Here is an 11,415-nt window from a genome sequence, read left to right as displayed (position 1 = left end):
GGGTTTGTCATGAAATTAGCCATTGTTACGGCTTGCCCGAACGGCATGGTCACCAGTGTGCTGTGTGCGCGTTTGCTCGATGCCGCCGCGCAGCGCCAGGGCTGGAGCACCAGTGTTGAAGTGGTCGATGCGGCGCACCCGGAGCGTGAATTGTCGGCGGCGACCATCGAAGCGGCAGAATGGGTGTTGCTGGTGGCCACCGGCGACATCGACATGACACGTTTCGTCGGCAAGCGCGTGTTCCGCATTGCCCCGGCGCAAGCGCTGCAGGATGTCGAAGCGGTGCTGCGTCGTGGCGCTGAAGAGGCTGAAGTGTATGTCGCTGCAGAGGCGGCGCCGGCTGTCGCTGCGCCGCGTGCACCGCGCATCGTCGCGATCACTGCCTGCCCGACCGGCGTCGCCCACACCTTCATGGCCGCCGAGGCGTTGCAGCAAACCGCCAAGCGTCTGGGCTATGAACTGCACGTCGAAACCCAAGGCTCTGTCGGCGCGAAAACCCCGCTCGGCGCCACGGCGATTGCCGAGGCCGACGTGGTGCTGCTGGCAGCGGACATCGAAGTCGCCACCGAGCGTTTCGCCGGCAAGAAAATCTACCGTTGCGGCACCGGGATTGCCTTGAAGCAGTCCGAAGCCACGCTGAAAAAAGCCTTGGCCGAAGGTCAGGTGGAAAGCACCGCGAGTGACGGCAAGGCCCCGGCCAAGCAAGAGAAAACCGGGGTCTACAAACACCTGCTGACCGGTGTGTCGTTCATGCTGCCGATGGTGGTGGCCGGTGGTTTGATGATCGCCTTGTCGTTCGTCTTCGGCATCACTGCGTTCAAGGAAGAAGGCACGCTGGCGGCGGCACTGATGCAGATCGGCGGCGAGACCGCGTTCAAGCTGATGGTGCCGCTGCTCGCCGGCTACATCGCCTACTCGATCGCGGATCGTCCGGGCCTGGCGCCGGGGATGATCGGTGGCTTGCTCGCCAGTACGTTGGGGGCAGGGTTCATCGGCGGCATCGTCGCCGGGTTCATCGCCGGTTATGCGGCCAAGGCCATCAGTCGTTACGTCGCCTTGCCGCAGAGCCTTGAAGCGCTGAAACCGATTCTGATCATCCCGCTGTTCGCCAGCCTGTTTACCGGGCTGGTGATGATCTACGTGGTCGGCAAACCGGTCGCCGGCATGCTCGCGGCGCTGACGCATTTCCTCGACAGCATGGGCACCACCAACGCGATTCTGCTTGGCGTGCTGCTCGGCGGCATGATGTGCGTTGACCTCGGCGGGCCGATCAACAAGGCGGCGTATGCGTTCTCGGTGGGGTTGCTGGCGTCGCAGAGTTACGCGCCGATGGCCGCGACCATGGCCGCCGGGATGGTGCCGCCGATTGGCCTCGGCATCGCCACCTTCATCGCCCGCCGCAAGTTCGCCCAGACCGAGCGCGAGGCGGGTAAAGCGGCGCTGGTGCTGGGGCTGTGCTTTATCTCCGAAGGGGCGATTCCGTTTGCCGCGAAAGATCCGTTGCGGGTGATCCCGGCGAGCATTGCCGGTGGCGCGCTGACCGGTGCGCTGTCGATGTATTTCGGCTGCAAACTGATGGCGCCGCACGGTGGCTTGTTTGTGCTGGCGATTCCGAATGCGATCAACCATGCGTTGTTGTATTTGCTGGCGATTGTCGCGGGGAGTTTGTTGACTGCTGTGGTCTACGCGACGGTCAAACGCCCGGAAGCGGTCGAGCTGGCGCTGGAGCCTGCCAAGGCCTGACGGACAACACAACCCTTCTGTGGGAGCGAGCCTGCTCGCGAATGCAATCTGCCAGCGACATACATGTTGACTGGCACACCGCTTTCGCGAGCAGGCTCGCTCCCACAATGGTTAGTGGTGTCATGGCGAGTTCATATAGGCGTGCTTAAGTTTTCCTTTTTTCAGGGAGAACACCATGAGCGATTTCAACCCCGGTCGCCGGCGTGTCGTGCAAGGTATCGGTGCCGGTCTGCTGATGCCGGGTCTGGCGCCGGCGGTGATCGCGTCGGTCAAGGACCGTCCGCAACTGACCGATGGCGTGCAGTCCGGCGACCTGCAAGGCGACCGCGCGATGATCTGGAGCCGCAGCGATCGCCCGGCGCGAATGGTGGTCGAGTGGGACACCCGCAGCCAGTTTCGCCACCCGCGCCGGGTGGTCTCGGCGCTGGCCGATGCGCGCACGGATTTCACCGCCCGGGTTGAACTGACCGGGTTGCCCGCCGATCAGGCGATTTTCTATCGGGTGTATTTCAAGGACGCGCAAACCGGCGTCGCCAGCGAACCGTGGCTCGGCCACTTGCGCAGCGCACCAACGGCGCGGCGCAACATCCGTTTCGTGTGGAGCGGTGACACCGTCGGCCAGGGCTTCGGCATCAACCCCGACATCGGCGGCATGCGCATCTACGAATCCATGCGCCTGCGCCTGCCGGACTTTTTTATCCACAGCGGCGACACCATCTACGCCGACGGCCCGGTGCCGGCGCAACTGACCACCGAGGGTGGGCGCATCTGGCGCAACCTCACCACCGAAGCCAAGAGCAAAGTCGCGCAGACGCTGGACGACTATCGTGGCAATTACCGCTACAACCTGATGGACGAAAACATCCGTCGCTTCAACGCCGAAGTGCCGCAGATCTGGCAGTGGGACGACCACGAAGTGGTCAACAACTGGTCGCCGGGCAAGCAGCTCGACGAGCGTTATCAAGAGAAAGATATCCACACCCTGGTCGGCCGTGCGCGCAAGGCCTGGCTGGAATATTCGCCGATGCGTCTGCAGGCGGCCGATGGCGGCGGGCGGATTTATCGCAAGCTCAGCTACGGGCCGATGCTCGATGTGTTCGTGCTCGACATGCGCAGCTATCGCGGCGCTAACGACGACAATCTCGGCGCGGCCAAGCCGTTTCTGGGGCGTGAGCAACTGGACTGGCTCAAGCGTGGGCTGCAGCGCTCCAAGGCGCAGTGGAAGGTGATCGCCGCCGACATGCCGATCGGCCTCGGTGTGCCGGACGGTGAAGTCAGCCCGGGTGTGGCGCGCTGGGAGGCGGTGGCCAACGGTGACCCCGGCCCGGCTCAGGGGCGTGAACTGGAAGTCGCCGAATTACTCGGTTTTCTGCGGGCGCAGCAAGTGCGCAATTTCGTTTTCCTCACCGCCGACGTGCATTACTGCGCGGCGCATCATTACCATCCGGATCGCGCGGCATTTCAGGATTTCGAGCCGTTCTGGGAGTTTGTCGCCGGACCGCTGAATGCCGGGAGCTTCGGTCCCAATCCGCTGGATAAAACCTTTGGTCCTGAAGTGGTGTTCCAGAAAGCACCTACGGCGCAGAACATGTCACCGTTCGCCGGATTTCAGTTTTTTGGCGAGGTGAACATTGAGGGGCAGAGCGGGGAGATGAGCGTGGTATTGCGGGATTTGAATGGGGTCGCGGTGTTCGAGCAGAAATTGCAGCCGGTTTGAAGATCAAAAACTACCCTCACCCCAGCTCTCCCGAAACATCGGACCGCCCGGAGGGTGAGGGGGCCGACCGACGTTTCGGGAGGGTTAGGGGGAGGGCATTTTTTTATTCGTCGCCATTCTCGTGATTTGCTCCAGTACATCTTCCATCTGCTGCATCACTTCAAGATTACTGAACCGCATAACTTCAATGCCCTGACGTTCCAGAAAAAGCGTCCGACGTTGATCGTGGATCAGGCCCGCCGTTTCATAGTGTTGCCCCCCATCCAGCTCAATCGCCAGCTTCAGCTCTACGCAGTAAAAATCCAAAACGTAGGGTGGATACGGAAACTGCCTGCGAAATTTCAGATTGGCGATCTGCCGTGACCGAAGCTTTTGCCAAATCAATTGTTCGCAGTTGGTTTGGTTGGCGCGTAACTGGCGGGCAAACTGAGCGAGAGTGAGGCGATTTTGCATGCTTCACGATCCTTGTGAAGTGGCTGGAAATCTCACTGTAGCCGAGGACCCTCACCCCAGCCCTCTCCCGGAGGGAGAGGGAGCCTACGGAGTTGTATCGAGTTGTTCATCGACCTGAAAGACCGGGTCGATTATGGATTCGGTGAAGCACCTTCGGGTCGACGTATTTATCAGGCATCCCCCAGTCAGTGCCCCCTCCGGGAGAGGGAGCCTACGGAGTTGTGTCGAGTTGTTCATCGACCTGAACGACCGAGTCGATTATGGAGTCGGTAAAGCATCTTCGGGTCGGTGTATTTATCAGGCATCCCCCAGTCAGTGCCCCCTCCGGGAGAGGGGGCCTGCGGAGTTGTGTCGAGTTGTTCATCGACCTGAATGACCGGGTCGATTATGGAGTCGGTAAAGCACCTTCGGGTCGGCGTATTTATCAGGCATCCCCCAATCAGTCCCCTCTCCCTCCGGGAGAGGGGGCCTGCGGAGTTGTGTCGAGTTGTTCATCGACCTGAATGACCGGGTCGATTATGGATTCGGTAAAGCACCTTCGGGTCGGCGTGTTTATCAGGCATCCCCCAATCAGTCCCCTCTCCCTCCGGGAGAGGGAGCCTACGGAGTTGTGTCGAGTTGTTCATCGACCTGAAAGACCGGGTCGATTATGGATTCGGTGAAGCACCTCGGGTCGGCGTATTTATCAGGCATCCCCCAATCAGTCCCCTCTCCCTCCGGGAGAGGGTTAGGGTGAGGGGGGCTTTGGTTGTGTCAGTACACGTCGCGGCGGTAGCGGCCTTGTTCGATCAGACGCTCGACTTCGGCTGCACCCAGTACGTCGTTGAGCACTTGATCGACGCCGGAGGCCATGCCCTGCAGGCTGCCGCAGATGTAGATCACCGCACCCTCAGCCAGCCATTTTTTCAGTTCGTCAGCGGATTCGCGCAGGCGATCCTGCACATAGATCTTCTGCGCCTGATCCCGGGAAAACGCCAGGTCCAGTCGCGCCAGATCGCCATTGATCAACCACTCTTCCAGCTCTGCCCGGCAGAGGAAATCGTGTTCGCGATTGCGCTCGCCAAACAGCAGCCACTGGCGCTGTTGACCGTCGGCAATCCGCGCCTTGAGCAAGCTGCGCAGCCCGGCGAGTCCGGTGCCGTTGCCGAGCAGAATCATCGGCACCGGCGCGTTCGGCAGATGGAAACCGCTGTTGCGACGTACGCGCAAACTGATGCTGCCGCCCACCGGGGCATGCTCGGTCAGCCAGCCGGAACCGATGCCAAGGCGGCCATCGGCATGCTGTTCCTGGCGCACGATCAGCTCCAGCACACCGTCGGCGGCAATCGAGGCAATCGAGTATTCACGCATGGCCAGCGGCACCATGGCATCGACCAGCGCCTGGGCGTGCAGGCCGACCAGATGTGCGCGATGTTCAGGCAACTGGCGCGAGGCGAGGGCGACGTCCAGCGGCTCTTCGAGGCCATTGATCTTCACTCGGGTTTCGCCACGAATGCCGAGACCGTCGAGGAAATGCTCGACCGCCCATGCACAATTGCGCGGCAGCACTTCCACCAGATCGCCGGCCAGCCAACTGCTGGTGCTCGGTGCGCTCAGGCCCAGCAGGTAGACCGGTGAGCCACTGCTGTCGGGGTTCATCAGTTCGCGGCGCACCAGCGTCCAGTTTTCGTAGCTCGGCGCCTGCCAGGTGTCGACCGGCGCTTGTCCGGTGATCAGGCCGAGCTGAGTCTGCCAGTGACGCAGGGCGTAGGGGTCGCCGCTGTCGACTTCGACCGGGGCGAACAAAGTCTTGCCGCCGTGCTCGCTCAGCCATTGATGCAGGCGTCGGGCGAAGCCGCAGAAGTGCGCGTACTGGCGGTCACCCAGACCCAGTACGGCGTAGTTCAGCCCATCGAGATTCGCGGCGTTGCGCAGTACCTTGCGTTCAAACCCACGGGCGCTGTCCGGCGCTTCGCCATCGCCAAAGGTACTGACGACGAACAGCGCATGGGGCGATTCGCGCAGATCCTGCTGGCTGACATTCGCCAGCGGCAGCACCTTCGCCGGCAATCCCGCCGCCTGCAGTTGACCGGCGGTCTGCCATGCCAGTTGTTCGGCGAAACCGCTCTGGCTGGCGAAGCCGATCAGCCACGGCGCGCCATCGCCGGTCGGTTGGGCGAGGCCTTGGCGCGCGTCCTGGATCTGTTTTTTCTTGCGGCGGCGATCCAGATACAGCTGCCAGCCAGTGATGAAAAACAGCGGCATGCACACGGCAGCGAGGGTGATGATGATTCGCCCGACGAGGCCGAAATAGCTACCGACGTGCAGCGCGTAAATGCTGGTCAGCAGTTGTGCCTTGAAGCTCTTGTCGGCGTAACGGTCGACGCGTTTGACCACGCCGGTGGCCGGGTCGAGGGTGATCTGGTTCAGCGCGCGATCGTGCGGCGAGCTGTCGAGCAGATAGAACACGGTCGCTGTCTGGCCCGCGACGGCCGGCATGCGGATGTTGTATGCGGCCAGGCCCGGGCCGGCGGCGCTGTAGATGCTGCTCCACATCGCCGCGTAATCGGCGGTCGGCGCCGGGCCTTCCGGTGCCGGGCCGCGACCACCGCGCACGCGCTCGTTCTGCGGTGCGTCGGAGAGTAATTTGGTCAGGCCCTTGTTGTACCACTCGTACGACCACGACAACCCGGTCAGCGCCAGCAGCAGGTACACCAGCAGGCACCAGGTGCCGGCCACCGAATGCAGATCCCAGTTGAAGGCGCGGCCCTTTTTCTGCCAGTCGAGGGTCAGCCACACGCGCCAGCTGTTCCACTGGCGCGGCCAGCGCAGGTACAGGCCGGAGAGGCAGAAGAACAACAGGATCAGGGTGCAGGCGCCGGTGATGTTACGCCCGGTGTCGCCCATGGCGAGGAAACGGTGCAGTTGCAGCATCAGGCCAAAGAAATCCTGGCCGACCGCATTGCCCATGAACTCGCCGGTGTACGGATCGAAGTAGCGCATCTCGCCACGCCGCTCGCCTTTGGGCGGGGTGAAGAACACCTTGGCTGCGTTGCCGCTGTCGGTTTCGACCCAGAGCATCGAGACTTTCTTGCCGGACGTGGCTTCGATGCGCTCGACCAGTTCAACGGGCGGCAGGACGCCGGCAACGTGTTTTTCCACCTGCAGCACGGAAGGGTTCAGCGCCCGCAGGATTTCGTCCTGAAACGAATAGGCCGCGCCGGTGATGCCCATCAGCGCCAGTACCAGGCCTGCGGTGATGCCAAAAAACCAGTGCAACTGGAACAGGGTTTTCTTCAACACGTCACTCGTCGTCCGTTCGAAAGTTGTTTTCACGGCGCGCATTATGCCGTGGGTTATCGAGAAGCGTTCTTTATTACGCACAAAAGCCCCGTTCAATGGAATGAACGGGGCCAAGCCTTTTGATCACATCACCTGTGGGAGCGAGCTTGCTCGCGAATGCAATCTGTCAGTGACATGAAGTCTGACTGACCCAGCGCTTTCGCGAGCAAGCTCGCTCCCACAGGTTTCACAGGTTCCACCTTGCTTAGAAGTGGAAGTTGGTGCTCAACAGCGCCGTACGCCCCGCCGCCTGGTTGGCGAAGTGAGTCGAGAAGGCTTTGTCGTAATAGGTTTCGTTGGTCAGGTTTTGCACGTTGAGTTGCAGGTCGACGTTCTTGGTCAGCTTGTAGGCGGCCATCGCGTCATAACGTACATACGAATCGACCATCGTGGTGTTGGCCACGCTGCCGTACACGTCGTCGACGTAGAACGCGCCGCCCCCGAGGGTCAGCTTCGGCGTGACCTGGTAAGTGGTCCACAGGCTGGCGCTGTTTTTCGGCGTGTTAGGCAGTTCGTTGCCATCGTTGGCCTTGCCCATCGGGCCGCCGTCGACTTGTTCGCTGTCCATGAAGGCGTAGCCGGCGAACACTTGCCACTTGTCAGTGATTTTGCCGCTGGCCGACAGCTCGATACCTTGCACGCGGGTCTTGCCGGCGTTTTCGTACGACGTGGTGTCGACTTGCACACGAGCGTTTTCTTTCTCGGTGCGGAAGATGTCAGCGGTCAGCGACAGGCGATCGTTGAGCAGATCCCACTTGGTGCCGATTTCATAGTTCTTGGTGGTTTCCGGCTCCATGTCGCTGCTCAGCAGGTTGCCGCTGCGATCCGGGGTGCCGCCCAACGGGTTGCCTTCCTGACCTTCGCCCAAGGTGTTGCCCGGTGGCGTGGCCGAGGTGGCGTAGGAGGCGTAGATGCTGCCGTTTTCCGCAGGCTTGTAGACGACGCCGAACTGACCGGTGACGAACTCGCTGGTGTCATCGCCCTTGGACGTGTTGGTGCCGGCAGCGTTGTAGGTTTTGTAGTCGGTGTCGAAGTGGTCGTAACGCAGGCCCATGTTCACCAGCCACTGCTCGGACAGCTCCAGCGTATCGAACACATACAGTGCGTAAGTGTTGGCCTGGGTGTCGGTGCCGGCGTAGTTGCGCGAGATCGCGCCGTTCCACGGATCGTTCGGGTTCGGGTTCGACAGCGAGGTGCAGTTGTAGCCGCTGGACGCGCCGATCATCGACGGGGTGCAGTTGCTGGTCGCGGCGCTGGTGCGCGGGGTAGTGTCAGTGTTGACGTTGTATGAAGACTTCTGGCTTTCCTCGCGAGTGTATTCGACGCCGGTGGAGAAGCTGTTCTTGAAGCCGGCGACGTAGAAGTTACCGAACAGGTCAGTCTGGTTGGTGGTGGTCTCGGTGTTGCTCACCCGCGTATTCGCCCGACGCCAGAGGCTGCCATTGTTGACGTTGCCCTTGCTGTCGTCCGGCTGGGTGAGGATGTAATCCTGCATGCTGGTGCCGTGGCGCAGGGTGTTCTTGATGGTCAGCGAATCGCTCAGGTCATGCTCAATGGCGAAGGTCGCGGTGTCGGTGCGGCCCTTGCGGAAGTCGCGATCCAGACCGTAAAAGTTGCTGTGATCGCCACCGGCGTATGGCTTGTCCGGGTTGGACTTGGTGCGTGCAGCCGAACCGCCAGCCGGGATGGTGTACGGGATGCCCGAATCCGGGGTGTCATTGCTTTCGAGGTGGTAGTAATCGAGGTTGACGCGGGTGTCGGTGCCCAGGCCGAACGCCAGCGACGGGGCGATGCCCCAGCGGTCGTAGTCGACCTTGTCGCGACCGGCGACGTTGCTTTCGTGGCTCATCAGGTTCAGCCGGCCAGCAGCGGTGTCGCTGAACTGGTAGTTGCCGTCGAGGGTGTAGCGCTGGGTCTGGTCGGAGCCCCAGGTGAAGCCGCCGTCGAACGAATTGCCCAAGTGCGCTTTCTTGCTCACCAGGTTGATGCTGCCGCCCGCCGCGCCGCGACCGCCAATGGCAGAGTTCGGGCCCTTGCTGACTTCGATGTTTTCCACGGCGAAGATCTCGCGGCTCTGCGAACCGGTGTCGCGCACACCGTCGAGGTAGGTGTCGCCTTGGGCGTCAAAGCCGCGAATGAACGGGCGATCGCCCTGCGGGTTGCCGCCTTCACCGGCGCCGAAGGTGATGCCCGGCACGGTGCGCAGGGCGTCCTGCATGTTCAGCGCGCCGGTGTCTTTCAGGACTTGTTGCGGAATGACGGTGACCGAGCGCGGCGTGTCGACCAGCGGCGCGGTGTACTTGGGTGAGGAGGCTTTCTCGACCTGATAGGACGTCGAGTCCTGGGCTTCGCCCGTGATCGAGGTGGCGTCCAGGGCGATGGCATTGCCGGTGGCTTTGCTGTCGGGTTTTTCTGCGGCGAACACCATGTGACCAGCGGAGCCGGCGGTGATTGCCACACCGATTGCAGAGGCGAGCAGACGTGGTGAACTGACCGGTAATTGTGCGTGTTGACGTGCCATTTTTATTCCCCTCCCCAAGGATTTGAGGCGGCGGAATATAGGGTAAACAGGTATTCGTATCAATTGCGAAACATTGTTATTCGCACTGAATTTACATTCTTTACAATTTAACCTTACGGTTTTTGCCAGTTCATTCGTCTCTCGGGTTTTACACAGTCAATAAGAATCAATACCATTGCCGCCTCTTTGCCATCAGGTGACATTGCCATGCTGCTGCACATCCCCGGACTGTTCGCGAAAGACGAAGTGCAGCGTATCCGCGAGGCGCTGGAGCAGGCCGATTGGGCTGATGGCAAGATTACCGCCGGCTTCCAGTCGGCCAAGGCGAAGCACAATCTGCAACTGCCCGAAGGTCATCCGCTGGCCAAGGAAATCGGCGCCGCGATGCTTGAACGCCTGTGGAAAAATCCGCTGTTCATGTCCGCCGCGCTGCCGCACAAAGTCTTCCCGCCGTTAGTGAACTGTTACACGGCCGGCGGCAGTTTCGATTTCCACATCGACAACGCCGTGCGCCAGCCCAAGGGCAGCATCGAACGGGTGCGTACCGATCTGTCGGCCACGCTGTTCTTCAGCGAGCCTGAGGATTATGACGGCGGCGAGCTGGAGATTCAGGACACTTTCGGCACGCAACGGGTGAAGTTGCCGGCCGGCGACATGGTGTTGTACCCCGGCACCAGCCTGCACAAGGTCAATGCCGTCACCCGTGGCGCACGCTATGCGTCGTTCTTCTGGACGCAAAGCCTGGTGCGCGAAGACAGTCAGCGTGCGTTGCTGTTCGAGATGGACGGGGCGATCCAGCAACTGACCCGGGACATGCCAGATCACCCTGCGTTGATCCGCCTCACCGGCACGTATCACAACCTGCTGCGGCGCTGGGTCGAGGTATGAGTTTTCAACTCCGCCGCGAGGAAGTCCTCGACGCTGCGCAACTCAGCGCCATGCTCGAAGAAACCCCGGCCCGTGCCGCGCAGGCGATTTTGCTGGCGGCGGGTGAGGGTGAAGTTGAAGCGCAGGCATTGCTCGGGCAAATCCTGCTCGACGGTCAGGGCATCGCCCAGGATCAACCGCTGGCACTGCGCTGGTTCGGCATCGCTGCCGGGCAAGGTCACCTGATGGCGCGCAACATGCTCGGGCGCTGCCACGAGCACGGTTGGGGCTGTGCGGCGGATGCGGCAATTGCGGCGCGGCATTATCGGATCGCAGCGAATGCCGGGCTGGATTGGGCGATGTACAACCTGGCCAATCTGCTCGCGACCGGGCGCGGGGTGGCGGTGGATCATCAACAGGCGCTGGCGCTGTATCGGCGCGCGGCTGAATGGGGTCATGCGAAATCAATGAATCTGCTGGGGCGGTATCTGGAAGAAGGGCAGGTGTGCCCGGCGGATCCTGCTGCGGCACGTGAGTGGTATCGACGTTCGGCTGAAGGCGGGGATTTTCGCGGGCAGTTCAGTTTCGCGGCGGTGTTGGCGGGGGAAGGACGGATTGATGAGGCGCTCGATTGGCTTGAGAAAGCCTTGGCCGGCGGCAATCTGAATTTTCTGCGGGTGGCGAGTCAAACACTGTCGAGTGCGCCCGATCCCAGAATCCAAGGGATGGCTGCGCAGTTCGCGATTCGATATGCAGAGTTGCAGCGCGTCTGAATTCGCAAGCCCTCACCCTA

Annotated in this window: 7 protein-coding genes; 4 read left to right on the top strand and 3 right to left on the bottom strand. The window is 61.6% G+C overall.

What is annotated here, in order from left to right:
- Nucleotides 1-9 precede the first annotated feature (9 nt).
- The gene (locus tag K5Y35_RS03385) at nt 10-1,743 is read left to right on the top strand and encodes a PTS fructose-like transporter subunit IIB (protein ID WP_222833671.1); all 1,734 of its coding nucleotides are present in this window, start codon (nt 10-12) and stop codon (nt 1,741-1,743) included.
- 175 nt (nt 1,744-1,918) lie between these two features.
- Nucleotides 1,919-3,460, top strand: coding sequence for an alkaline phosphatase D family protein (locus tag K5Y35_RS03380; RefSeq protein WP_222833670.1), 1,542 nt, complete (start codon nt 1,919-1,921; stop codon nt 3,458-3,460).
- Between the two features lie 84 nt (nt 3,461-3,544).
- Here the strand turns inward: K5Y35_RS03380 and K5Y35_RS03375 are convergent, their stop codons facing one another.
- The 3 genes from K5Y35_RS03375 to K5Y35_RS03365 all read right to left on the bottom strand — a co-directional run bounded on the left by K5Y35_RS03375 (nt 3,545) and on the right by K5Y35_RS03365 (nt 9,755).
- Entirely contained in the window at nt 3,545-3,913 is a 369-nt protein-coding gene (locus K5Y35_RS03375) for an endonuclease domain-containing protein (protein ID WP_222833669.1), read from the bottom strand.
- 753 nt (nt 3,914-4,666) lie between these two features.
- Entirely contained in the window at nt 4,667-7,195 is a 2,529-nt protein-coding gene (locus K5Y35_RS03370) for a PepSY domain-containing protein (protein ID WP_222833668.1), read from the bottom strand.
- A 244-nt stretch (nt 7,196-7,439) separates the two neighbouring features.
- Entirely contained in the window at nt 7,440-9,755 is a 2,316-nt protein-coding gene (locus K5Y35_RS03365) for a TonB-dependent receptor (RefSeq protein WP_222833667.1), read from the bottom strand.
- Nucleotides 9,756-9,962: 207 nt separating this feature from the next.
- On the opposite strand from K5Y35_RS03365, the gene K5Y35_RS03360 reads away from it, so the two are divergent.
- The gene (locus K5Y35_RS03360; RefSeq protein WP_123464579.1) at nt 9,963-10,643 is read left to right on the top strand and encodes a Fe2+-dependent dioxygenase; all 681 of its coding nucleotides are present in this window, start codon (nt 9,963-9,965) and stop codon (nt 10,641-10,643) included.
- On the top strand, nt 10,640-11,395 hold the full coding sequence (locus tag K5Y35_RS03355; protein WP_222833666.1) for a tetratricopeptide repeat protein: 756 nt from the start codon (nt 10,640-10,642) through the stop codon (nt 11,393-11,395). Before K5Y35_RS03360 ends, K5Y35_RS03355 begins: the two co-directional genes overlap by 4 nt.
- Nucleotides 11,396-11,415 lie beyond the last annotated feature (20 nt).

Origin of the sequence: Pseudomonas sp. SC3(2021) (genome assembly GCF_019856535.1) — a bacterium.
GTDB classification, from domain to species: Bacteria; Pseudomonadota; Gammaproteobacteria; order Pseudomonadales; family Pseudomonadaceae; genus Aquipseudomonas; species Aquipseudomonas monsensis.
The sequence above is the reverse complement of the archived record's forward strand: the minus strand, read 5'-3'. Positions and strand labels throughout refer to the sequence as shown.